The organism is Oryzihumus sp. JJN4-3R, from assembly GCF_057747915.1.
The window spans coordinates 3,006,932-3,030,012 of the sequence record NZ_CM173229.1 but is presented as its reverse complement, the minus strand read 5'-3'; the positions used below and the strand labels follow the sequence as shown (position 1 = coordinate 3,030,012).

The 23,081-nt window shown below is 73.1% G+C and carries 20 protein-coding genes, 1 tRNA gene and 1 pseudogene; 5 read left to right on the top strand and 17 right to left on the bottom strand.

What is annotated here, in order from left to right:
* Positions 1-104: 104 nt before the first annotated feature.
* Both AC3ANM_RS14530 and AC3ANM_RS14525 read right to left on the bottom strand, forming a co-directional pair.
* A complete protein-coding gene (locus AC3ANM_RS14530) occupies positions 105-1,025 on the bottom strand; it encodes a slipin family protein (protein ID WP_488285127.1) in 921 nt (306 codons plus the stop codon).
* Between the two features lie 14 nt (positions 1,026-1,039).
* Positions 1,040-1,525 carry a DUF5994 family protein gene (locus tag AC3ANM_RS14525; RefSeq protein WP_488285126.1) on the bottom strand — a complete coding sequence of 162 codons (486 nt, stop codon included), beginning with the start codon at positions 1,523-1,525 and terminating at the stop codon, positions 1,040-1,042.
* Between the two features lie 335 nt (positions 1,526-1,860).
* Here AC3ANM_RS14525 and AC3ANM_RS14520 point away from each other — a divergent pair, with 335 nt between their 5' ends.
* Positions 1,861-2,487 carry a DUF5994 family protein gene (locus AC3ANM_RS14520; protein ID WP_488285125.1) on the top strand — a complete coding sequence of 209 codons (627 nt, stop codon included), beginning with the start codon at positions 1,861-1,863 and terminating at the stop codon, positions 2,485-2,487.
* A 25-nt stretch (positions 2,488-2,512) separates the two neighbouring features.
* Here AC3ANM_RS14520 and AC3ANM_RS14515 read toward each other — a convergent pair whose 3' ends face one another.
* From AC3ANM_RS14515 to AC3ANM_RS14500, 4 genes are all read right to left on the bottom strand, one after another.
* The gene (locus AC3ANM_RS14515) at positions 2,513-2,992 is read right to left on the bottom strand and encodes an SRPBCC family protein (RefSeq protein WP_488285124.1); all 480 of its coding nucleotides are present in this window, start codon (positions 2,990-2,992) and stop codon (positions 2,513-2,515) included.
* Complete coding sequence (locus tag AC3ANM_RS14510; RefSeq protein ID WP_488285123.1) at positions 2,967-3,365, bottom strand: ArsR/SmtB family transcription factor; 399 nt, start codon at positions 3,363-3,365, stop codon at positions 2,967-2,969. Before AC3ANM_RS14510 ends, AC3ANM_RS14515 begins: the two co-directional genes overlap by 26 nt.
* A gap of 229 nt (positions 3,366-3,594) precedes the next feature.
* Entirely contained in the window at positions 3,595-4,899 is a 1,305-nt protein-coding gene (locus AC3ANM_RS14505) for a DUF2252 domain-containing protein (RefSeq protein WP_488285122.1), read from the bottom strand.
* Positions 4,900-5,247: 348 nt separating this feature from the next.
* Complete coding sequence (locus AC3ANM_RS14500) at positions 5,248-5,712, bottom strand: YdeI/OmpD-associated family protein (protein WP_488285121.1); 465 nt, start codon at positions 5,710-5,712, stop codon at positions 5,248-5,250.
* Between the two features lie 229 nt (positions 5,713-5,941).
* Between AC3ANM_RS14500 and helR the strand changes: the two genes are divergently transcribed.
* A complete protein-coding gene (gene helR, locus AC3ANM_RS14495) occupies positions 5,942-8,119 on the top strand; it encodes an RNA polymerase recycling motor ATPase HelR (protein ID WP_488285120.1) in 2,178 nt (725 codons plus the stop codon).
* 453 nt (positions 8,120-8,572) lie between these two features.
* A pseudogene (locus AC3ANM_RS14490) lies at positions 8,573-9,640 on the top strand (chloride channel protein); the annotation flags it as partial.
* 81 nt (positions 9,641-9,721) lie between these two features.
* Here the strand turns inward: AC3ANM_RS14490 and AC3ANM_RS14485 are convergent.
* The 9 genes from AC3ANM_RS14485 to AC3ANM_RS14445 form a co-directional block, all read right to left on the bottom strand.
* Positions 9,722-9,794: transfer RNA gene (locus AC3ANM_RS14485), tRNA-Ala, on the bottom strand.
* Between the two features lie 51 nt (positions 9,795-9,845).
* Positions 9,846-10,781, bottom strand: coding sequence for an aldo/keto reductase (locus tag AC3ANM_RS14480; protein WP_488287958.1), 936 nt, complete (start codon positions 10,779-10,781; stop codon positions 9,846-9,848).
* A gap of 51 nt (positions 10,782-10,832) precedes the next feature.
* A complete protein-coding gene (locus AC3ANM_RS14475) occupies positions 10,833-11,804 on the bottom strand; it encodes a hypothetical protein (protein ID WP_488285119.1) in 972 nt (323 codons plus the stop codon).
* 26 nt (positions 11,805-11,830) lie between these two features.
* A complete protein-coding gene (locus tag AC3ANM_RS14470) occupies positions 11,831-12,481 on the bottom strand; it encodes a GNAT family N-acetyltransferase (protein WP_488285118.1) in 651 nt (216 codons plus the stop codon).
* Positions 12,478-12,954 carry a MogA/MoaB family molybdenum cofactor biosynthesis protein gene (locus AC3ANM_RS14465; protein WP_488285117.1) on the bottom strand — a complete coding sequence of 159 codons (477 nt, stop codon included), beginning with the start codon at positions 12,952-12,954 and terminating at the stop codon, positions 12,478-12,480. Before AC3ANM_RS14465 ends, AC3ANM_RS14470 begins: the two co-directional genes overlap by 4 nt.
* Entirely contained in the window at positions 12,951-13,427 is a 477-nt protein-coding gene (moaC, locus tag AC3ANM_RS14460; RefSeq protein ID WP_488285116.1) for a cyclic pyranopterin monophosphate synthase MoaC, read from the bottom strand. Before moaC ends, AC3ANM_RS14465 begins: the two co-directional genes overlap by 4 nt.
* Positions 13,427-14,677, bottom strand: a complete 1,251-nt coding sequence (gene glp, locus AC3ANM_RS14455) for a molybdotransferase-like divisome protein Glp (protein WP_488285115.1) — start codon at positions 14,675-14,677, stop codon at positions 13,427-13,429. Before glp ends, moaC begins: the two co-directional genes overlap by 1 nt.
* Positions 14,674-15,618: a UTP--glucose-1-phosphate uridylyltransferase GalU gene (gene galU, locus AC3ANM_RS14450; RefSeq protein WP_488285114.1), complete on the bottom strand. Its 945-nt coding sequence runs from the start codon at positions 15,616-15,618 to the stop codon at positions 14,674-14,676. Before galU ends, glp begins: the two co-directional genes overlap by 4 nt.
* 9 nt (positions 15,619-15,627) lie before the next feature.
* Positions 15,628-17,643, bottom strand: coding sequence for a sensor domain-containing diguanylate cyclase (locus AC3ANM_RS14445; protein WP_488285113.1), 2,016 nt, complete (start codon positions 17,641-17,643; stop codon positions 15,628-15,630).
* 93 nt (positions 17,644-17,736) lie between these two features.
* On the opposite strand from AC3ANM_RS14445, the gene AC3ANM_RS14440 reads away from it, so the two are divergent.
* Positions 17,737-18,306, top strand: coding sequence for a 5-formyltetrahydrofolate cyclo-ligase (locus AC3ANM_RS14440; RefSeq protein ID WP_488285112.1), 570 nt, complete (start codon positions 17,737-17,739; stop codon positions 18,304-18,306).
* 4 nt (positions 18,307-18,310) lie between these two features.
* On the opposite strand, the gene AC3ANM_RS14435 is transcribed toward AC3ANM_RS14440, so the two are convergent.
* Positions 18,311-20,995, bottom strand: a complete 2,685-nt coding sequence (locus AC3ANM_RS14435; RefSeq protein WP_488285111.1) for a penicillin acylase family protein — start codon at positions 20,993-20,995, stop codon at positions 18,311-18,313.
* Between the two features lie 88 nt (positions 20,996-21,083).
* On the opposite strand from AC3ANM_RS14435, the gene AC3ANM_RS14430 reads away from it, so the two are divergent.
* Positions 21,084-22,682 carry a potassium/proton antiporter gene (locus AC3ANM_RS14430; protein WP_488285110.1) on the top strand — a complete coding sequence of 533 codons (1,599 nt, stop codon included), beginning with the start codon at positions 21,084-21,086 and terminating at the stop codon, positions 22,680-22,682.
* On the opposite strand, the gene AC3ANM_RS14425 is transcribed toward AC3ANM_RS14430, so the two are convergent.
* The gene (locus AC3ANM_RS14425; protein ID WP_488285109.1) at positions 22,594-23,010 is read right to left on the bottom strand and encodes an Mpo1-like protein; all 417 of its coding nucleotides are present in this window, start codon (positions 23,008-23,010) and stop codon (positions 22,594-22,596) included. The genes AC3ANM_RS14430 and AC3ANM_RS14425 overlap by 89 nt on opposite strands.
* Between the last annotated feature and the right edge of the window lie 71 nt (positions 23,011-23,081).

The window sequence follows — 23,081 nt, the reverse complement described above, 5'->3', positions numbered from 1 at the left end:
CGGCACCGCTGGGGCCGCCTTGACGGCACCGCTGGGGCCGCCTTGACGGCACCGCTGGCGTCGTCGGCCCGGACGAAGGGCCGAGCCCGGACGGACCTGTCCGCTCAGCCGATCGACTCCGCCAGGCCCTCCACCCTCTTGCCGTTCCCGACGAGCGGGGTCGCCTCGGGCGAGACGACGGCAACCGCCTCGGGCGTGACGACAGCAACCGGCTCCGGCGCGACGACGGCGACCGGCTCCGGCACCGCGGCGCGACTGCCCTCGGGGCGCGCCGCATGCTCGAGGAAGCGCAGGAGCTCGACCGGGAACGGCATCACGAGGGTGCTGTTCTTCTCGGCAGCGACCTCGACCACGGTCTGCAGCAGGCGCAGCTGCAGGGCGGCGGGATCGGCCGACATCGTCACGGCGGCCTGGGCGAGCTTCTTGGACGCCTGGAACTCCCCGTCGGCGGCGATGACGCGCGCCCGCCGCTCACGCTCGGCCTCGGCCTGGCGCGACATCGAGCGCTTCATCGTGTCGGGCAGGGCCACGTCCTTGACCTCGACGCGCAGGACCTTGACGCCCCAGGGGCCCTCGGTCGGGGCGTCGATGATCGACGTCAGCTCGGCGTTGAGCTTCTCCCGGTTGGACAGCAGTTCATCGAGGTCCGCCCGGCCGATGACCGAGCGCATCGAGGTCTGGGAGACCTGCGAGATGGCGTACTCGTAGTCGCGGACGTTGACCAGTGCCTTCACCGGGTCGACGACCTGGAAGTAGACCACCGCGTCAACCCGGACCGAGACGTTGTCCCGGGTGATGCAGTCCTGCGCGGGCACACCCAGCGTCGTGATCTGAAGGTTCACCTTCCGGAGCCGGTCGAGGACCGGCACGATCACGGCCAGGCCGGGAGACCGCACGTGCTCGCGGACCCGGCCGAAGCGGAAGACCACGCCGCGCTCGTACTGCTGCACCACCCGCAGGGCGAACAGGGCCCACAGCACGAACAGGGCTACCGCGACGAGAAGGATGATGACGGTGGTGCTCATCGAGCCCCGTCCCTTCAGGTGGTGCCGGTGGGGCGCAGGTGGCCGCCCTCGGACTCCCAGACCTGCTCCGGCGTCATGTCACGCCACTCCGGGAGCGGGGGGACCACGGCCGGCGCCGTGACCGGTCGGACACCGTGCCCGCTCGGGAAGATGACCAGCAGGTCGACGTAGGGGCGTCCCTCCGTCGGGAAGAGCCTCACCAGGTGGGGGTAGAAGGCCCGCGAGGTGCCGAGGTCGATGGTCCGGGTGTCGACGACGGCCCGGCGCGGCGCGCGGCCCCACAGCTCGGGGTTGTAGACGACGCGCCGGATCTCCAGACCCTGCGTCTTCAGGTCGGCCAGGAGCGTGCCCAGCTCGGTGACGAGGTCCGCCGACCGCGGGCACCATGCCCCGTCCGGGTAGCCCTCCCGACCGGGCCCGCTGGAGATCAGGGGCAGACGGGGGTCCCTCGCCGCCGTCGGGACAGGGAAGAAGGGAGGGTTGCTGTTGTTGGCGGTCATGTCCGAGATCCGTCCCTGGCCGTGCGGGCCAGCTGGTGCAGTGCGCCGGGGGCGACGAAGGCGGTGCGTCCTCGTGATGGAGGTCCTCGGTCCCTCCACTCTACGCCTCGCCGGTCCCCGAGCCGGGGCACGCGAGCCGGGCCGGACCGACCGGCGAACGCACCGGTGAGCGGGCGCAGCCCGGGCGGGACCAGAGGCCCCAAGGTCCCGGCGAAAGACCGCGACCGGCGTACGCTGGGAAGCACAGGGACCTCCTCGAGCCCCGACAGCCACGTCGCAGCCGGCCCCCGTGCGGCACTCTCCTCGGGCGGCGACGCCCGGCTCTGGCGGCGATCATGTCATCACGCACACGTACCCGCGGCATCTCCCCTGCGGAGTACGCCCGACTCATCACGGCTCCGGCCACCATCGACCCCGGTGCCCTCGCTCGCGACCGCGCCGCGTCAGCCCTCCAGCCGCCGGTGCGCCTCGCCCTGGCCGACACCCCGCACAGCGGCCCGCTCGACGGCGGCTGGTGGCCGCGGTCGAGGGACCTCACCGCAGAGCTGGGCCCGCTCGTGACCGCGGTCGGCGTGGCCCACCAGACGACGGTCATCCACCTGACCTACGACCGCCGGGCATGGGCCCCCACCGGCCGCCGCGTGGCGGTGGGACAGCGCCGGGTGAAGGTCGGCTGGTTCGAGCTGACGGAGCCCCAGCAGGTCAACCTCACCCTGCTGAGCGGCCGCACCATCACGCTCCTGGCCATCCCGCCGGAGACCGAGCCCGACACGGCCCAGTGGCTGCTCGACCGGGCCGCCGACCCCGGCAACACCCTGCAGTCGAGCGAGCTGCTGGCCGCAGCCCGCCCGTCCCCGGCCGCCACGGGGCGCTCGGCTGCCACGGGATTCCCCGCGACCACGGAGGTCCCGGTGACCCCGGGCGCAGCACCCGCGCCGGTGGCCACGCCCCTGCCGGCCTGAGTCGCCGGCAGGGGCAGGGCAGGGCTCAACCGGCCTGCAGCTCCTCCAGCAGCGCCTCGAGGCGCTCGTCGCCCTCGCGGACCCCGACCTCCATCCCGTTCTCGACCATGCCGTCACGGTCCGCGAGGGACGGGAAGGCACTGACGTTGCGCGCGATGGTGCGGCCGTCCTGCTCCTCGAGCACGAGCGTCTCGAGCGAGACGTGGCCGGGCAGGCCCTCCCACTCGAACGTGCGGATCGTCAGGTCCGGGGAGGGGTTGCCGTGGAAGACCCCGTGGAAGCCGAACTCGTGACCCTCATCGTCGACGTGGACGAAGCGCCACCGTCCACCGTCACGCAGGTCGTGCTCCTCCACGCGCATCGTCAGCCGGTGGGGCCCGAGCCACTGCACGAGCAGCTCGGGGTCGGTGTAGGCCCGGAACACCAGGTCCCGCGGCGCGTCGAACTCGCGCGTGATCTCGATCAGCGGCACGCCGGGCTCAGCGGTGATCTCGGTCTTGGCCATCGCCTTCTCCTTTCGCTGTGACCGCGGTGCGGTCAGGGGCGCCCTCCGGCGCCCCCTGCAAGGCGGCGAGCAGCTCGTCGAGCCGCTCGTGGCTCTCGTCCCAGAAGCTCTGGTATCGCGCCAGCCAGGTGGTCGCCTCGCGCAACGGCTCCGCCTCCAGGTGGCTGAGCCGGGCGGTCGCCCGCCGGGTGCGCGAGATCAGGCCGGCACCCTCTAGCACCTTGAGGTGCTTGGAGATCGCCGGCTGGGAGACGTCGAAGGGCTCGGCCAGCTCGGCGACCGTCGCCGGCCCGTCCATCAGCCGGAGCAGGATCGCCCGCCTGATCGGGTCGGCGAGGGCGCCGAAGAGGAGGCTGAGCCGGTCCGTCGCCATCAATAACCACCTAGTTCTAGAACGAACAGGTTCTAGAGTGCGCCTCGGGACCGACCGGGGTCAAGAGGGCAGGGCTGTCTGCCCGCCCCGGTATCGCGCCGCGCACCACCCGCCCGCGCGCCCCGGATGCCGGGGCCAACCTGCAAGGTCGCCGGCGGCCACGACTCCGCGGCGGCCACGGGCCGCGGCCACCCGGCATACAGGCGGGTCTGTGCAGCGGGCCGGCCGGCTAGAGGCCGGCCTGTGCCGTGACCCGGCCCGATCTCACGGCCGCGAGGAGGGCTTCGTAATCCCGCTCGTTCTGGTCGGCGTAGGCGGCGGAGAAGCGCGCGACCGCCCGGTCGAAGGCGTCGCCGCGGCCCAGGTAGGCCGCGATGGCGATCCGGTCGCCCCAACGGGCGTGCGCCCGGGCCAGCGTCCCGCCGCAGAGCCGGGCGTAGGCCTTGGCGCCCGGCACGCGCATGGTCTCCACGTCGGCCGAGCCCTTCCAGTCGTGGAACTGGCGGATGTAGTAGTCCCGGATCTGGCCGTCGATGTCGGTGACGCGCTGCCAGCCCAGGAAGATGTCGCTGGCCGCCTGCATCAGCCGCTGGCCCACCACGACGCGCTGGCCGTGGTGCCCGTGGGCGTCCGGGCCGAGGAAGCGTTCGAGGACCGAGGGCTGCGCCTCCTTGGCCTGGAGGAACAACGGGTCCCGCTCGTCCCGGCCGACCATGAGGAAGATCCAGCAACGGGTCCCGACGCTGCCGACGCCGACCACCTTGCGTGCCATGTGGACGTACTGGAACTCCTCGACGGGATGGTGCTGGTGGGCCAGGGTCCGCCGGTAGGAACGGATCAGCCGCTGGACGGAGCGCTCGGCCTGCCGGCGGGACTCCCGCGACATGACGAGCTCCTCGAGCGGCACGATGAGCGGCGGGTCGCTGGCGATGCGCAGCTCACCGTCGCGGTCGTGGGTCCGCTTGGCGAACACCCGCACGCTGTCCCGGGTGCGCGCCTTCGCGATGTCCTTGGCCGCCTCCTGCGCCTCCTTGCGTCCCAGGCGCTTCTGGCTCACCTGCGTCTCCAGCCACCCGGCGAGCTGCCCGCTCTCCATGTGGGCGTACCAGGCGTCGAGCGTGCCCATCGCCGCGGCGGCGCGCATGGTGGTCCGGTACTCCTCCACGGCTGCGAGGACGATGTCGCGGCGGTCGTCGGGGGCGAAGCCACGGTCCCGGCCGGCGATCTCGAAGCTGGCGCCCAACCGCTTCACGTCCCACTCCCACGGGCCGGGCAGGGTCTCGTCGAAGTCGTTGATGTCGAACATCAGCTGCCGCTCCGGTGAGGCGAACACACCGAAGTTCGACAGGTGCGCATCGCCGCACAGCTGCACCGTGATGCCGGAGCGGGGGCTTGCCGCCAGGTCGGAGGCCATGAGCAGCGCCGCGCCGCGGTAGAACGTGCCGGGCGAGACCAGCATCCGCCCGTACCGGATCGGCACGAGCTCGGGGACCCGGCTCGTGGCCTGCTCCTCGAGCAGCGCGACCGGGTCCATCCGCTCTGCCGGAGGCGCCCACCGGCCATGGGCCGACCTCGGCACGGCGGCCCGCGCCGCCCTGCCCCTCGCCATGCGCTCCTCGGGGCTGCGGTGGACCACCCCGTCGGGGCGGGTCCGCTGGCGTCCCGGGACGCCCCCGCCCGGAGACGTCACGCCGGCCGGTCTGCTCAGCTGGTCGACACCATGGGTCACAGTCATCGGGACCACCTCGCGCGCCAGTCTCGCACCGCTGCCGGCCCCGCGGATCCCCCCACGAGGCCCCCGACGGTCGCCCGACCGTCGCCCGACCGTCGCCCGCCAGGGATGGTGTCCCGCGCGCCCCGGTGTCGGGGACGCGTCACGGCGTCAGGGCGTGTGCCGGTCCTTGAGCAGGCCGACCGCCTTCTCGACGCGCCGCTGCCGGGTCTCGGGCTTCTTCGCCTGCTCGATGGGCAGCACGTACCACTGCTGCCGGCTGAACGAGAGCCCGTCGAAGAACGCTCGCGCCTCCGGCTCACCCTCCAGGGCGAGGGCCAGGTCGGCCGGCACCGCGACCTCGCGGGGGTCGGTGTCGAGCTCGAGATGCACCTCCACCTTGTCCCCGGCCCCCACCCCGGAGGCCTCGCGGTGCTCCGCGCTCAACGAGACGAGGTACTCACCGCCCATCGGCGCCACGGAGCTGCGGTAGGTGTAGCGGTCGTCGATCGTCACCCGCACGGGAGGGCGCTTGCCCGCGCCCAGCGCCTCCACGACGTCCGCGGGGACGGGGATCCCGGTGCTGGTCCTCCCACTGAGCCGGATCACGGCCGCGAACGTGGTGCTCGCACTCATTGCGCCTCCAACGGCGAAGCGGTCAGGACCCTCACCGTAGCCCCGGGAAGGAGAGGCGCTCGCCAGCATCAACCGCGCGGCTGGACATGAAAGAGGAGAGGGACCTCCCTCTCCATTTTCAATCTATAGCGCAGTGGGGGGCTTGCGGCAAGGCCCGGGTGTTGCCTGAGAATCGCCGGCCGAGGCCAGAACCCACGGCGCATTGCGCTGCCCGATCGGAGCTGATCGCGTGACCCTCCTGCCCACCAGCGCCTTCAACCTTCCCGACCACCTCACCGCCAAGGCCGACCCGGCCCTGATCGCCGCCGACGAGCAGCACTTCGCCGCCCTCGCGGCGAGCCTCGAGCGCTCCATCGCCGACCTGTCCGACCGTCTCGACGCCGAGCGCCACGCCCCCGGTGGAGCCGGTCAGCACGCGATGGAGCGGGACATGCAGATCCACCGGCTGACCGCTCGCCTGCGTGCCCTGCGTCGCTTCGGGCTGGACCTGTGCCTGGGGCACATGGTCGGCACCGAGGACGCCGAGCCCGTGTATGTCGGCCGGCTCGGTCTCAAGGACGGCGACGGCCGGACGCTGCTGGTCGACTGGCGCTCCCCGGCGGCCGAGCCGTTCTTCGGCGCGACCCACGGGAACCCGATGGGGCTGGCCAGCCGCCGCCGGTACCGCTGGACGGGCGGCCGGGTCAGCGACTACTGGGACGAGGTGTTCACCCCGGACGGGCTGGTCGGGCGCGCCGCGCTGGACGACCAGTCCGCCTTCATCGCCTCCCTCGGCAGCCACCGCTCGGCCCGGATGCGCGACGTCCTCGGCACCATCCAGGCCGACCAGGACGCGATCATCCGCGCGGGAGCCCGCGGCGCGCTCGTCGTCGACGGCGGCCCGGGCACCGGCAAGACCGTGGTCGCCCTGCACCGCTCGGCATACCTCCTCTACTCCGACCCACACCTGGGGCACCGCCGCGGCGGCGTGCTGTTCGTCGGTCCGCACCAGCCCTACCTCGCCTACGTCGCCGACGTCCTCCCCGGCCTCGGGGAGGAGGGTGTGCAGACGTGCACGCTGCGGGACCTCGTCCCCGAGGGGGCCGCCGCCGCGGTGGAGGCCGACCCGGAGGTGGCGCGACTGAAGTCGTCCGCGGCCATGGTGGAGGCGATCGATCCGGCAGTCCGGCTGTACGAGGAGCCACCCACCCAGGGAATGGACGTCGAGACCCCCTGGGGCGACGTGTGGCTCAGCGCCCGGGACTGGGCTGCGGCGTTCGAGGCTCCCGACCCCGGCACCCCGCACAACGAGGCGCGCGAGGAGATCTGGGGCGAGCTCGTCTACCTCCTCGCCGGCAAGCTCGAGGACGAGGACGCCTCGACCGACCAGCTGCGCCGGTCGATGCAGCAGAACCGGGAGCTCGTCACCACCTTCAACAGGGCGTGGCCGGTGCTCGAGGCCACCGACCTCGTCGGGGACCTGTGGACGGTTCCGGCCTACCTCCGCCTGTGCGCGCCGTGGCTGTCCCCCGAGGAGGTGAAGGTGCTGCGGCGTGCCGACCCCGAGGCGTGGACGGTGTCCGACATCCCGCTCCTGGACGCGGCCCGGCAGCGTCTCGGCGACCCCGAGGCCTCACGACGGCAGCGCCGCCAGGAGGCCGCCATCGCGGCCGGGCGCGCGGAGATGGCCCGGGTCATCGAGCACCTGATCGCGAGCGACGACTCCGAGATGCACGTCATGTCGATGCTGCGTCACCCGGACCTGCAGGAGAACCTCGTCGACGTGGACGCCGTGCCCCGCGCGGACCCCGACCTGCTCGCGGGCCCGTTCGCGCACGTCGTCGTCGACGAGGCCCAGGAGCTGACCGACGCCGAGTGGCAGATGCTGCTGCTGCGCTGTCCCTCGCGCAGCCTCACCATCGTCGGTGACCGCGCCCAGGCACGGCACGGCTTCACGGAGTCATGGGAGGAGCGCCTGCGGCGGATCGGGCTCGACCACGTCGACCTGGCGTCCCTGAGCATCAACTACCGGACGCCGGAGGAGGTCATGGCCGAGGCCGAGCCGGTTATCCGTGCGGCGCTCCCGGACGCCAACGTGCCGACCTCGATCCGCGAGAGCGGGGTCCCGGTCACCCACGGCTCCACCTCGGACCTCGACGCCGTCCTCGACTCCTGGCTGGCAGCCCACGCCCAGGGCGTCGCCTGCGTCATCGGCGCCGCGGCCTCCGGGCCGGCGGTCCCGGCCAGGCCCCGGGTCCGGTCGCTGACCCCGGAGCTGGCCAAGGGGCTCGAGTTCGACCTGGTCGTCCTCGTCGACCCCGAGACGTTCGGACCGGGCATCGAGGGAGCGGTCGACCGCTACGTCGCGATGACCCGCGCGACCCAGCAGCTGGTCATCCTCACCAGTGCCCTCATCCCTTCCGGGTGATGACGACGGCCGCCCACGTTGGTCTGCTGGGCACACTGGCCTGCTCGCCCGCCCGCGACCCGGTGGTGCGGCGAGGACACGGGACGGGACACGCCGACATGGGGACGGCACGGACGCCGACGACACCACTGGAGGGGTTGAGACATGGCCACCTCTTCAGCAGCGCCCACACCAACACCGGACGCGCCCAGCCCTCGGGAGGTGGTCCGGAGCCGCGGATACCTGGTGCTGCTGGTCTTCGGAGCCGTGATGGGGATCCCGGTGGCCGTGATCGCGTACGCCTTCCTGCAGGTGGTGGCCGCAGGCCAGAAGTACGTCTTCACCACCCTGCCCGGTGAGCTCGGCTTCAGCGGCACCCCAGCCTGGTGGCCGCTGCCGATGCTGACCCTCTGCGGCCTGCTCGTGGCGCTGACCCTGCGCTACCTGCCGGGGACGGGCGGCCACCACCCGGCGGAGGGCTTCAAGGCTGGAGGGGCGGTCGCTGCACGGGACCTGCCCGGCATCGCCCTGGCGGCACTCGCCACCCTCGTCCTGGGCGCGGTGCTCGGCCCCGAGGGACCGCTGATCCTCATCGGTACCGGCGTCGCCGTCCTGGTCGTGCACCTGGTGAAGCGCGACGCGCCGGAGAAGGCCGTCCTGGTGATCGGCGCGGCGGGAAGCTTCGCGGCCATCTCGACCCTGCTGATCTCGCCGCTGGTGGGAGCGTTCATGCTGCTGGAGGTGGCCGGCATCGGCGGGGGGATGGCGAGCGTCGTGCTGGCCCCGGGTCTCCTGGCCGCCGGGCTTGGCGCGCTGGTGTTCGTGGGGCTGGACTCCTTGACCGGGTTCGGGATCTTCTCCCTCGCCGTGCCGCACCTGCCACCCGCCACCACCCCCACCGGGGCGGAGTTCGGGTGGGCGATCGGGATCGGCCTGGGCGCGGCCGTGCTGGGCACCGCCATCCGCCGGCTGGCGCTCCAGCTGCAGCCGGTCGTCGAGCGTCGCCGGGTCCTGCTCACCCCGCTGGTCGGACTGGCCATCGGCGGGCTGGCCGTCCTCTTCGCCCAGGTCACCGGCCAGAGCTCCTCCCAGGTGCTCTTCTCCGGTCAGGCGTCGCTGGCGCCCCTGATCCAGGGGGCCGGCAGCTGGTCGGTCGGTGCCCTCGTGCTGCTCATCCTCTGCAAGGGCCTGGCCTACAGCGCTTCGTTGAGCAGCTTCCGGGGTGGGCCGACCTTCCCCGCCATGTTCATCGGCGCCGCCGCGGGCATCGCCTTGTCCCACCTGCCGGGCCTGCCGATGATCGACGCCGTCGGCATGGGCATCGGGGCGATGACCGTGGTCATGCTGGGAGGGCTGCCGCTGACCTCGGTGCTGCTCACGCTGGTGTTCCTGCAGGCCGACGCCGTGAACCTGGTCTCCGTCGTGATCGTGGCCGTCGTCGTCGCCTGGGTCACCGCGGCCCGGCTGTCGCGCTGGGCGACACCACGGCCGCACGCAGCCGCCATGGCGCAGAGCCCATCGGCTCCAGCCAGCGCAGGCTGACCGATCCTCCGTCTGCGGCACTGCCGCACGAGACGACAAAGGCCCTCTCCCGGGATCCGGGAGAGGGCCTTTGTCCATGGGTGGAGCTGAGGGGACTCGAACCCCTGACCCCCTCGTTGCGAACGAGGTGCGCTACCAGCTGCGCCACAGCCCCATGGTGCGCGCCACACGATAACACCACCGGCGCGCTGCGCTGAAACCCGGCTCAGCCCAAGGACTCCAGCGCCGCCAGGTCCTCCACGTCCGGCTCCCAGAGCCCGGCCTGCGCGTTGGAGCGCACCTGGTCCGGGCGGGTCACCCCGGCGATGACGGAGGTGACCGCCGGCTGCGCCGCGAGGCCACCCATGGCCACCTGGAGCATCGTCAGGCCGCGCTCCGCCGCGAAGGCCTCCAGCGCCTCGATCCGGTCCCAGTCGGCCCCGTCGAACCGCGCCTGCTCGACCGCCAGGCGTGAGCCCGACGGCGCCGCCTCGCCGCGCTTGTACTTGCCGGTCAGCAGGCCGTACTCCAGCGGGAAGTACGGCAGGATCCCCACGCCGAGCTGCTCGCAGGCCGGCACCAGCTCGGCCTCGACCGAGCGGTCCAGCAGCGAGTAGCGGTTCTGCGCCGAGATGAACCGCTCGTAGCCGCCGGCCCGCGCCGTCCAGTCGGCGTCGACGAGCTCCCACCCAGCGAAGTTGGAGCACCCGACGTAGCGGACCTTGCCCTCCAGCACGAGCTCGTGCAGCGCCGCCAGGGTCTCCTCGATCGGAGTCACCGGGTCGGGCTGGTGCAGCTGGTAGAGGTCGATCCAGTCCGTACCGAGCCGGCGCAGGCTCGCCTCCACGGCCTTGCGCACGTAGCGCCGCGAGCCGCGCACGCCGAAGTCCGGGCCGTTCTTGCCCTGCATGTCCATGCCGAACTTCGTGGCCACCACGACATCGTCCCGCCGCGAGCCGAGCGCCCGGCCCAGCAGCGTCTCGCTCGCCCCCGGCTCGATGCCGTAGATGTCCGCGGTGTCGAACAGGGTGATGCCCTCCTCGATCGCCGCGTCGACGATCGCGACGGTCGCCTCCGCGTCGGCACGCCGGCTGAACGCGTTGCAGCCGATCCCGACCGTGCTGACCATCAGGCCGGAGGTGCCGAGGGGACGGTAGGTCATGTCAGCCATGCCCCCACCCTAGGCAGCAGCCCGGTATGCCGGGTGGCCGGCTCAGGCGCCGGCGGCGGCGCGGCGGTCGAGCAGGCCGTCGAGCTCGCCCTCGGCGACGACGGCACCGAAGGTGGAGGCCACGGCCGGCGCCGGGACGGGGGCCGGCTGCGCGGGCACCACGGCCCGGGCCTTCATCGTGTAGGTCGGCTTGGGCACGGGCACCGGCTGCCAGGCGTCCGGGTCGACGATCGTGGCCGGCTCGGCCTCCGCGTCGGCGAGACTCGAGGACGAGGCGGCGGTCGCGGACGCACCCGCAGCGGCCACCTCGGTGGACCGGGGGGTCCCGGACGCCGGGGGCGCGGACACCTCGGGGTGGGCCACGGACCGTGCCGACAGGGCGGCCGGCTGCGACGGGGCCGCACGGCGCGGCTCGGCGCCGGCGGCAACCGCCTCACGGGCGCGCAACCAGGCGGCGCGGCGGGCCGCGCGCTCGACCTGGGCCGCGCGGCGCAGCCAGGCCAGGTCGGCGAGCAGCAGGCCGAGGGCGGCCAGGCTGCTCCACCAGCCGAGGACACCGAAGCCGCCCAGCGGCAGGGTCACGAGCAGCAGGACGAGGGAACCCAGGAAGGACAGGCCGCGCAGGCGACGGGCCGGCACCCCGGCCACGTGGTGCCGGCGGGGCGCGGGGCCGGCCTCGTGGTGGGCGGCCGCCGGGCGGAAGGTCTCGGGACGGCTCTCCACGTCGGATGCCTCGGGGCGTGCCGGGCGGGGCTGCTCGGTCACGGCCGCAGCGCGGTGCACCTGTCCTTCGGGACGCGAGGGGCGGGTCGGGCTCACGGCGTACGAGCGGGGCGCGGCGCCGGCGGTGGCCTCCGCGAGGGGGCCCCGGCGCTCGAGCACGCGCATGGCGTCGGAGTACCGGTCGACCGAGCGGGCGGTCGCCAGGTGCTCCCGACGACGCACCCAGTGCTGGAGGAGATAGGCAGCCCAGATCGCGATGATGACGAGGAAGATCAGGCTGCTGGGTTGCACGGACCAGACGCTATGGGTCGCCGGGGCTAGGGTCGTGGACCCGCGTCGGTGTGTCGCCAATGTGGCGCGTGGTGCAGGTGGTTCCACCGGTCGATGAGCCGCTCGCCGACGAGGTCCTCGGTCGTCAGCGCGAAGGTCCGGTGGTCCCGCCACGCGCCGTTGATGTGCAGGTAGCGCTGCCGCAGCCCCTCGTCGCGGAAGCCGAGCTTGGTCACCACCTTCAGGCTGGCAGCGTTGTCCGGTCGGATGTTGACCTCGACCCGGTGCAGGCCCACCGCGCCGAGCGCGTAGTCGGTCAGCAGCGCCAGTGACAGCGGCGCGATCCCTTGTCCCGCAACGGATCTGGCCACCCAGTAGCCGGCGGCCCCCGAACGCATCGAGCCCCAGGTCACCCCGAAGAGGTGCATCTGCCCGACCAGCCGGCCGTCGAGGGAGATCGCGAACGGCAGCATCCGGCCGTCGACCGCCTCGCGGTTGAAGTAGCGCACCATCTGCCGGTAGCCCACCCGGCCGCTCACCGGCTCCGGCGCGGTGGCCTCCCACTCGTGCAGCCACTCGGCGTTGTCGCGGCGCAGCGCCTCCCACTCCTTGCGCTGGCGCAGCCGCAGCGGCCCGAGCTCGACCGTGGACCCGCCGGGCAGTGTGGCCGACAGGTTCACGGGCCACGGCAGGGTCATCGGTGGTCGCCGCCTCGCACCTGCGAGATGGCGTGGGCCACCACGGGTTCGAGCACCGCCAGGCCGTCGCGCACCCCACCGGTGGAGCCCGGCAGGTTGACGACCAGGGTCGGGCCGGCGAGACCGGCCACCCCGCGGGAGAGCATCGCCGTGGGGACCCCGGCGGCGACGCCGGCCGCCCGGATCGCCTCGGCGATGCCGGGCACCATCCGGTCCACGACCCGACCGGTCGCCTCGGGAGTGCCGTCGGTGGGGGTCAGCCCGGTGCCGCCGGTGGTGAGCACGAGGTCCGGTCCGGCGGCCACGGCCGCACGCAGCGCCTCCTCGACGTCCGGACCGTCGGCGACGACGATCGGCTCGCCGACCTCCAGCCCCCAGCCCCGCAGCGCCTCGACGATGACCGGCCCGGACCGGTCGGGGTAGACACCACCGGCCGCCCGCGTCGAGCAGGTGATGACGACGGCGCTGTTCATGCCTCGCTCCAGTCCCCCGAACGCCCGCCCGACTTGGCGGTCACCCGCACGTCGGTGATCCGGGCGTGCTTGTCGACCGCCTTGACCATGTCGATGAGGGCCAGCGCAGCCACGCTCACGCAGGTGAGCGCCTCCATCTCGATGCCGGTCCGGTCGGCGGTGCGCACCGCCGCGGTGATGTCGACCCCGTCGTCCACCACCACGAGGTCCACCTCGACGCCGTGGACCCCCACGGGGTGCGCCAGCGGGATGAGCTCGGGGGTGCGCTTGGCGGCCTGGATGCCCGCGATCCGCGCGACGGCCAGGGCGTCCCCCTTGGGCACGGTGCCGCCACGCAGGGCGGCGACCGCCGCCGGCGAGAGCAGCACCCGGCCGGCCGCCCGTGCCCGGCGCGCCGTGACCGGCTTCGCGCTGACGTCGACCATGTGGGCCGTGCCGTCCGCGCGGACGTGGGTCAGCGGCCGCTCCTCCATCACGCCTCCATGATGGCGCCGAGTGGGTGGCAGCGGACCACGTCGCCTTCGCTCACCTCGGTCACCGAGGCCGGTATGACGGCCAGGCAGTTGGCCGCGGCCAGCCCGCCGAGCACGTGCGAGCCCTGCGAGCCCACGAGGGACACCACGAAGTCGCAGTCCTGGCCGTTGCTGCCGGTGGCCCGGCTGGGCCGCAGGACGGCGCGGGCGAACTGGGTCTTGCCCGCCGGGGCGGACCAGCCGCCCTCGACGACCGCGGGGACCAGCGACGTCTCGTGCTCGGGGCGCCCCGCCATCGCCCGCAGCGCGGGCGCGACGAACACCTCGAAGGAGACCATGGCGCTGACCGGGTTGCCGGGCAGCGTGAACACCGGGGTCTCCTCCTCGCCGAGGACACCGAAGCCCTGGGGCATGCCGGGCTGCATCGACACCTTGTCGAACTGCACCGTCTCGACCCGGGACAGCACCTCCTTGACGGTGTCGTAGGCCCCCGCGCTGACGCCGCCGGTGGTGATGACCGCGTCGGCGCGCACGAGCTGGTCCTCCAGCGTCGCCATCAGCTCGGTGGCGTCGTCGACCACCGGGCCGACCCGGAAGGGCACAGCCCCCAAGGCCCGCACCGCCGCCGTCAGCATGAGCCCGTTGCTGTCGACCACCTGGCCGAAGCCCGCCTTCTGGCCGACCTCGACCAGCTCGTCACCGGTCGAGACCACCACGACCCGGGGCTTGGGCACCACCCGCACGGCCGACCGGCCGGCGGCGGCGAGCAGGGCCAGCTGGCGCGAGCCGAGCCGCCCGCCGGCGCGCAGCACCATGTCCCCCTCGTGCACGTCGTCCCCGACGGGGCGCACGTGCTGGCCGACCTCCACCGCGGACTCGATCGCGACGGTGGCGAGCCCGGCGTCGGTCCGCTCGACCGGGACGACGGCGTCGGCCCCGTGCGGCAACGGCGCGCCGGTCATGATCCGCATCGACTGCCCCGGCGCCAGGCTGAGCGCCTTGGTGTTGCCCGCCGCGATGTCGTTGACGACGGGCAGGCGCACCGGCGCCGCCGGGGTGGCGGCGGCGACGTCCGCCGCATGCACGGCATACCCGTCCATGGCGGAGTTGGTGAACCCGGGCAGGTCGGCCGCGCTGCGGACGTCCTCGGCGAGCACGCACCCGAGCGCGTCCATCAGGCCCAGCTCGATGGGAGGCAGCCGCCGGACCGTGTCGAGGATCCGGCCAAGGTGCTGCTCGACGCTGATCACGCGACCGGGGAGTCCTGCGCCACGTCCTCGCGGCCGGCCACGAACTCCTGCAGCCACGCGCCGAAGTCCGTCCCGAGCTCGCGGTGCTCGACGGCCAGGCGCACGACCGCCTTGAGGTAGTCGAGGCGGTCGCCGGTGTCGTAGCGGCGGCCGCGGAAGATCACGCCGTGGACCCCGCCGCCGAGCTCGGTCGAGGCCGCCCGCTCCTGGAGCGCGTCGGTGAGCTGGATCTCGTTGCCGCGCCCGGGCGGCGTCTTGGCCAGGACCTCGAAGATCGACGGGTCGAGCACGTAGCGGCCGATGACCGCGAGGTTGGACGGCGCGTCGGAGGGGTCGGGCTTCTCGACCAGGCCGGTGATGCGCACGACGTCACTGTCGCCGTCGCGCTCGACGGCCGCGCAGCCGTAGAGGTGGACCGAGTCCGCGGGCACCTCCATCAGGGCGACGACGCTGCCGCCGCGCTCCTGCTGCACCGCGATCATCTGCTCGAGCAGCCGGTCGCGGGCGTCGATCAGGTCGTCGCCGAGCAGCACGGCGAACGGGTTGTTGCCGACGTGGTCGGCCGCGCAGAGCACCGCGTGGCCCAGGCCCTTGGGCTCGCCCTGGCGCACGTAGTGGACGTTGGCGAGGCTGGTGGACTTGCGCACCCGCGCCAGGCGGAGCTGGTCGCCCTTGGCCTCCAGCGCCTGCTCGAGCTCCCAGTGGCGGTCGAAGTGGTCCTCCAGGGCGGCCTTGTTGCGCCCGGTGACCATGAGCACGTCCTTGAGGCCGGCGCGGGTCGCCTCCTCCACGACGTACTGGATGGCGGGCTTGTCGACGACGGGGAGCATCTCCTTGGGCGTCGCCTTGGTGGCGGGCAGGAACCGGGTGCCGAGGCCGGCAGCCGGGATCACCGCCTTGAGCACGGGGGACGATCCGTTGCGGGAGGTGGACGCTGTCATGCCGTGAGGTTATCGGTGCTGGGCGACGGCCGCGGTCACTCGGTCCCTTCCGCGCCGCTTGGCCTGGGACAGCGCGGCGTCCGCCGCCCGCATGAGCTCGGTCGAGGTGGTCGCCTGCTGGGGCCACGAGGCCACGCCCATGCTGACGCGCACGTCGACCACGCCGTCCTCGATCGAGAAGCCCGAGCCGCGAATCGCCTGGTGCAGGTGGGCCGCGAGCTCGAGGGCCTCCTCCGGGCCGAGCTCGGGGCACACGACCGCGAACTCCTCCCCGCCGTAGCGGGCGACGGTGTCGACCGAGCGGATGTTGGCCGCGACCCGCTGGGCCATGCCGTGCAGGATCGCGTCGCCGGCGCCGTGGCCGTGGCTGTCGTTGAGGTCCTTGAAGTGGTCGATGTCCAGCAGCAGCAGGGACACGCTGCGGCCGAAGTGCTGGGCCCGGTCCACCTCGCGCGCCAGCGTGGTGGTGAGCATGCGCAGGTTGCCGACGCCGGTGAGCGGGTCGATCACCGACATGCGCTGCGCCTTGCGGTGCAGCATCGCGTTGTCGATGGCGATGCCGGCCGGCCCCGTGATCGAGGTCAGCATCGCCTGGTCCTCGACGGTGTAGGACTGCCCGTCGCCGGTGCGCTCCACGACCAGCGCCCCCAGCATCATCTCGCCGCGGTGCAGCGGGGCGGCCATGGCCGGTCCGTCACGCAGGGTGACGTCCTCGCGCGACCCGGCCACGAGCCGGCGGACCACCCCGTCGGCCACGACCTGGCCCGGGAGGTTGTCGCCGACCGGCACCCGGCGCACCCCGGTCCGCGCGGCCCCTCCCGGCCAGACGACCCGGGCCACGAGGCTGTTGCCCTCGACCAGCCAGGCAGTCACGCGCTGGCTGTCGGTCGCCGTTGCGCTGATGCCGCAGACGGCCGAGAGCAGGCCGTCGAGGTCGTGCGTGCGCTGGAGGGCGTCGCCGAGGCGCTGGACGTTCTGGCGCAGGCGGTCCCGGCTGTCCTGGATCTCGGTCATCCGCAGGTCCAGCTGGCCGGCCATGTGGTTGAAGCTGCTGGCCAGCCGGGCCACCTCGTCCTTGCCGTTGACCGGCAGCCGCACCGCCAGGTCGCCGCGGGCGGCCCGCTCGGCAGCCACGGTCAGGGCGAGGACCGGCTGGGTGAGCTGTCGGGCCAGCCACCACACCAGCACCGCACCGACGGCCAGCGCGAGGGTGAGCAGACCCCACGTGAGGGCCGAGGTGGCGAGGCGGCTCGGCGCCTTCATCGCGGCGACGACCACGCAGGGACGTCCCGTGCCGGTCGACGCGCGGACGATGTGCATCCCGCTGATGGCGGCCGGCTTGCCCAGCCGCATCCGCGCGGCGGCGGCAGCGAGCGGCCGGGCCGTGGTCCCGACGCCGGTGGCGGTCACCCCGCCGTCAGGGCAGGCGGCCGCCAGGCGGACGTCGTTGGGGGCTCCGACGGCAGCCCGCCAGGCCTCGAGCTGCCGGCCGTCCAGGGGCGTCGCGACCACGACGAGCACCGGCCCCTGCGCCGTCTTGGTCGCCGCCGAGTAGGTGATCAGTGCCGGGCCCGGCACGGTCGAGAGCACCGGGGCGGCGGACGCGCCGTGCAGGCTGGTCGACACGACCGTGGGCGTGCCCGCGGATTCGCCGGGGCTGGAGCACAGGTGGGGCACTGGCTTGGCCTCCGCCACGCCGGGCGGCGCGGTCCCGGCCCGGGCCAGCACGATGCCGTTGCGGGAGACCGCGGCGAAGCGGACGGCCTGGCGCAGGTGCTGGCGCAGGGCCTCGACGGGGGTCTCGCCATTCTTGATGTCGTTGCCGACCAGCCGGGCCGAAGCCACCAGGTCCACGCAGGTCTCGGCCTGCAGGGCCGAGACCGCTTCCGCCACCACCTTCAGGCTCGACTGGGCCTGGAGCTTGTCGTGGGCCGGGACCACCACGGCCACCACGACGCCGGTGCCGAGCAGCAGCGGCAGCAGCACCGAGCCCAGGATCACGGCGAGCCGGTTACGGACGGACACGGCACCTTCTTTCGCGGGCGGACCCGCCATCGTGGCACGTCGCCGACCACGGCTGCGGGGGTCTTGACCAAGCGGTTACAGGACAATCCCTACATGAGCACCACGAGCCCGACAACGGCCAAAACGTCACTGCGACGGGAGATCCGCGCGAGTCGTCGCGCGAAGGTTACCGAGCGTGACCGCCTGGCCGACGGCGAGGCCATCGCCTCCGCCATCCTCGCAGCCCTGCCGGCCGACGTCACCTCCGTGGCGGCCTACGAGGCCCTGCCCACCGAGCCCCCCACCGACGTGCTCATCGACGCCCTGGTGGCACGCGGCATACAGGTGCTCGTGCCCGTGCTGCTGCCCGACAACGACCTCGACTGGAGGGCCGCCGGGAGCGGGGCCGGCGTCACCGCTCCCCTGGGCCGCGGGGCGATCGCGGCCGTCGATGTGGTCGTCGCGCCCGCCCTCGCCGTCGACCACGGCGGGGTCCGCCTCGGCCAGGGCGGCGGCAGCTACGACCGGGCCCTGGCCCGCCGCTCCCCCACCGCCCGGGTCGTCGCGGTCGTCAACGACGAGGAGTATGTCGAGGGCCCCCTGCCGCACGAGCCCCACGACGCCGGGGTGGACGCGGTGGTCACCCCGGGTCGGGGGCTCGTGGCGGTGCGGCTGGAGGGGTAGGTCCTCAGCCCTTGGCGGCGCCGGGCACCAGCGTGAGCTCGTCCTCGGTCGCCGCCCGGACGGCCTTGTCGCTGAACGGCCAGGCGAAGGTCTCGTTGCGCGACCACGCGTCGACCTGGTCGGCGTAGTGGTCGCTGAAGGCGTGACCCGAGGCACCGGTCTGGTTCACCCAGCGTGAGCCGTCGAGGTTGCCGAGGTCGACGACCATCCGCATCGACGGCGCCCAGTCCACGTTGTAGCCCTCGCCGGCGTTCCAGCCGTTGGCGTCGACGATCGAGGACCCGCCGGGCATGTCGATCGGCCCACGGTTGAACAGCATCTGCACGTAGCCGGGGACCCCGTCGCCGCCGAGGACCTGATGCTTCAGCTCGAGGCGGTGCAGCCGGCCCCACTGCCACGTCACCGGGTCCTTGCCCAGCTGCTTGGTCAGCTCGAGACGGGCCTGCACCATCGCCTGGCGCAGGATCTCGTCGCGGCCCTCGAGGACGCCCGCGGTCCCCTTGTTGTCCCACCAGGTGTCCCGGGGCTTGTCGAGCATCCCCTGGACGACCTGCATCCAGTGGCCGCCGCCGTCGGCCTTGAGGTCCTTGGGCAGCTCGTCGTCGAAGGTCAGCTCGAGCAGGTTGCTCCACACCGCGTTGTAGTAGGCCGCGGCCGCCCCGTCGGGCGACTCACCCACCGGCGTGGTGTGGTTCCAGTGCTTTAGCAGGTTCTGGGCGTCGGCCGTGAACGGGTCGACCTTGAGCGAGAGCAGGTGCTTGACCAGCTGCGGGGCGAAGGTGTTGACCGTGTCGCCCTGGATCTGCGCCATGCGGGCCGGCGTCACCTTGGGCGTGGCGTTCAGCAGGTCGCGGATCCGCTGCGCCCGGAAGCCGTAGTCCCACTCGGTGGTGAGGAACGGCGACTGGCTCTCGGTCACCGCCTGGTTGGCGGCCACGAGGTAGCCCTCCGGCGGGTCGAAGGACGTCGGCATGTCCTTGAACGGCACGAAGCCGTGCCAGTCGTAGCGGGAGTCCCAGCCGGGGGCCGGCCAGTAGCCGGGCGGGGCGTCCTTGACCGCCGACCGGCGGACGGGGACCTGGCCCGGCGCCTGGTAGCCGATGTGGCCGTTGACGTCGGCGTAGACGAGGTTCTGCGAGGGCACCTGGAAGTTCTTCGCCGCGGTGCGGAACTGCTCGAAGCTCTGCGCCCGGTCGATCGCGAACAGCGCGTCGGCGGTCCGGCCGGGGAGCAGCCCCGTCCAGGCGAGGGACACGTCATACGTGCTGGGGTCCTTCTGGCCGTCGACGGGCGCGTTGCGGCCGGCGTCGGCGACGGCTGGCAGCACGTCGGACATCAGCGGGCCGTGGGTGGTGTCGCGGACCGTGATCGTGACGTCGTTGCCGCCGGCGACCTTGATCGTCTCCTGGCGCGTCTTGAGCGGGACGTAGCGGCCGTCACGCAGCACCTGGTCGCCGCTGACCTTCTCGAGGTAGAAGTCGCTCACGTCCGGCGCGAGGTTGGTGAAGCCCCAGGCGATGCTCTGGTTGTGGCCGATCACCACGCCCGGCAGGCCGGAGAAGGAGTAGCCGGCGACGTCGTAGGGGCAGGAGGAGCTGACGTTCCGGCAGTGCAGGCCGGTCTGGTACCAGATCCCGGGGATGCCCGGCGCGAGGTGCGGGTCGTTGGCCAGCAGCGGCTTGCCGGTGCTGGAGCGCTGCGGTCCCACGACCCACGAGTTGGAGCCGATGCCGTCGCCGCGGCCGAGCATCGCCGGCACGCTGTCGAGGGCCTGGCTCACCTGGTCATAGGCCAGCTTGACGCCCTTGTCCGCGAGGTATGCCGGGTAGCCGCTGGCGGCGCTCGCCGCGCCGGTGGTGCCGCTCGCCCCGGAGGAGGTGCCGGTGCCGTCCGCTGCCGCGCCGGTGGTGCCGCCCGTCCCGGTCGTGCCGGTCCCCGTGCCGTCGGTGGAGCCGGTGCCGGAGGTGCTGGCGGGGCTCCAGTCCTGGCCGGACAGGATCGGCTTGTGGGTGTTGAACGGGTAGTCCGGGTAGAGCTCGGCGATGTGGGACATCGACATGCTGCCGGCGAGCCGCGCCCGGGTCAGCTCGTCGTCGTAGTCACCGCGCAGGTCCCACGCCATGGCCTTGAGCCACGCCAGGGAGTCCACCGGGGTCCACGGCTCGACGTGGTAGTTGTCGACCTTCTGGCTCAGGACGGCGTACTCGAAGGCCATCTTCGAGGGCGTGCCCATCTGGTTGATGTAGGCGTTGACCCCGTCGGCGTAGGCCTGGAGGTACTGCCGGGTGCTGGCCGAGAGCTTGGGCAGCTCCTGCTCGGCGACCCGGCGCCAGCCCATCGTGCGGATCACCTTGTCGGTCTTGACTCCGGCCGGGCCGACCAGCTCGGCCAGGCGCCCGGCGGTGACGTGCCGGCGCAGGTCCATCTCGAAGAACCGGTCCTGCGCGGTGACGTAGCCCTGCGCCTGGAAGAGGTCCTGTGGGCTGTCGGCGTAGATCTGTGGCACGCCGTGCTCGTCGCGCAGCACCGACACCCGCGAGCTCAGCCCGGGGATGGACACCTGACCGGTGGTCTGGGGGAAGGAGTGGCGGACCAGGCCCACCACGACGACGACTCCGACGAGGACAGCCACGAGGAGCGCCGCCACGAGCGACACGATGATGCGGCGGACGAGTTTGGCGCGAGACACCCTGCGAGACTAGGACACCACTGACCCGGCGGCGCGCACGCCCGGTCCCCACGGCAGCATCCGACGCACGGCGAGGAGGACGGTGGACGTGACGGCACAGGTGGCGCCAGCCGTGTTCACCGTCGAGGCGCTCAGCCCTGCCCTGCTGGTCGGGGCCCTGGTGCTGCTGCTGTCCGTGGCCGCGGTGCGCCTCTCGGTCCGCTCCGGCCTGCCGTCGCTGCTGCTCTACCTCGCGATCGGGCTCGTGATCGGCGAGGCGGGGGTGGGGATCCGGTTCAACTCCGCCGAGCTGACCCAGGTGCTGGGCTACAGCGCGCTGGTGCTCATCCTCGCCGAGGGTGGCCTGACCACCCACTGGGACGGCATCCGGCGCTCGGTCGCACCCGCCGCCCTGCTGTCCACCCTGGGCGTGGTCGTCTCGGTCGGGGTGGTGGGCATCGCCGCCCGCTTCCTGCTCGACCTGCCCTGGGGCATCGCGCTGCTCGTCGGTGCCGTGCTGTCCTCCACTGACGCCGCCGCCGTCTTCTCGGTGCTGCGCCGGGTGCCGCTGCCCCGCCGGATCACCGGCATGCTCGAGGCCGAGTCCGGCTTCAACGACGCCCCGGTCGTCATCCTCGTGGTCGCGCTGGCCGAGCAGGCCGCCCCCCATGCCCAGACGCACACCTGGTGGCAGCTGGTGCTGCTGGCTACCGCCGAGCTGCTGGGCGGCAGCGCCATCGGGCTGGTCCTGGGGTATGCCGGTGGGCGGGCCCTGCGCCGCATCGCACCGCAGTCCTCGGGCCTGTTCTCCCTCGGCGTGCTGGCCCTGACGGTGCTGGCCTACGCCGTGGCCACCCTGGCCCACACCAGCGGCTTCATCGCCGTCTACCTCGCCGCCCTCGTGCTGGGCAACATGGCGCTGCCGCACCGCCCGGCGGTCCGGGGCTTCGCCGAGGCCGTCGGCTGGCTGGCGCAGATCGGCCTGTTCGTCCTGCTCGGCCTGCTCGCCTCCCCCGAGCGGCTGCCCAGCCAGGTCGGCAAGGCCGTCGTCATCGGCCTGGTGCTGCTGCTGGTCGCCCGGCCGCTGTCGGTGCTGGTGTCGATGACCCCGTTCCGGGTGCCGTGGCGCGACCAGGTGTTCCTGTCCTGGGCCGGCCTGCGCGGGGCGGTGCCGGTCGTCCTGGCCACCGTGCCGCTGACCGTCGGCACGCCGAACGTCACGTGGCTGTTCGACCTCGTCTTCGTCCTCGTGGTCATCTTCACCCTGGTCCAGGGCCCGACCCTGCCGTGGATCGCGCGGCGGCTGCGGCTGACCGACCCGGACCGGCTGCTCGACCTCGACGTCGAGGCGACGCCGCTGGAGGACCTGCGCGCCGAGCTGCTCCAGGTGCAGGTCGGGGACGAGTCGCACCTGCACGGCGTCGAGGTCTTCGAGCTGCGGCTGCCCAAGGGCGCCAACGTCACCCTCGTCGTGCGGGGTGAGGAGTCATTCGTGCCGGCGCCCAACACGGTGCTGCGCCGCGGCGACCAGCTGCTGGTCGTGGCGACGGCCGAGACCCGTCGCCAGGTCGAGCGCCGGATCCGCGCGGTGAGCCAGCGGGGCCGGCTCGCGGGGTGGGTCAGCCGGCCCGGAGAGCCGGAGCCTGCGCGCTCGAGGCTGTTGCGGCGTGGTCGTGCTCGCGCCACCACGCCTCCGCGATCGCACTGAGCTCGGCGTCGCGCCCGGTGAGCATCCAGCGGATCATCTCGAAGTCGCCCCGCAGCGACCACGCGGGGTGGCCGAAGCTGGCCGGGTTGTTCTTCTCGATGAAGAAGTGGCTGGGCCACGCCGAGCCGTAGCCCATGAGCGGCCACAGGAGCAGCCACGACGGCTTGCGCAGGCGGACCAGCCCGTGGGCGGCGGTGGCGGCGCCCAGCGTTGTGCCGACGAGGTGGGCCCAGCGCGTGCTGGACCGGGAGTGCATCGCCACGTAGTACGGCCAGAACTGCTCGTACGTCGTGTATCCGGCGGGGCAGTCGCAGGTCGGCCTGGGCATGGCCGACACCCTGCCGCGCCACGCCCGCCCGCACAACCCCGCCCCGTCCCCGGGCATCACCCCTGGCATCA